The 606-nt window shown below is 41.6% G+C and carries 1 pseudogene; it reads left to right on the forward strand.

The features are described from left to right. Nucleotides 1–606: pseudogene (locus ACSVH9_RS16335) on the forward strand (hypothetical protein); the annotation flags it as partial.

A 606-nucleotide genomic window follows, 5' to 3' on the forward strand; every position in this document is an offset into this window, starting at 1 on the left:
ACTTGGTATGATGCTCCAACTGGAGGCAACCTAATTGCTTCTCCTTCTTGGAATAGCGTTGGCTCGACTACTTTTTATGCTCAAAACAATAGCAATTCTTGTACTAGTACAGCAAGAACTCCTGTTGCACTTGAAATTAAAGCTGCTCCACTACTTACTATTACCAATACAACTTGTGCTGCTAACCTACTTACCTACTCGGTTACTTTTAATACCACCGCGGGAACAAACATTAGCGTTGTTCCAAATGTAGGTACCGTAAGCGCCTCTGGTATTACTAATATTCCTGCTGGAACAAACATTACTATCAATGCCAATGTTGCTGGCGGATGCAATGAAGTGATACCAATTACTGCACCTGATTGTAGCTGTCCAATTGTTGCTACTCCTATTGCAAGTGCCAATCCAACTATTTGCGAAGGACAAAATAATCCAACGCTAAGTGTGAGTGTAGCTGCGCAAGAAACCGCTGATTGGTATACAACACAAACTGGTGGCACTCCGTTTTTGACTAATGCCTTGAATTTTACACCTACCGTAACTGCCGCTGGAAATTATACGTATTATGTGGAAGCAAGAAATACCACTACCAATTGTACAAGCACT

The organism is Flavobacterium sp. RSSB_23 (assembly GCF_051547145.1).
GTDB lineage: Bacteria > Bacteroidota > Bacteroidia > Flavobacteriales > Flavobacteriaceae > Flavobacterium.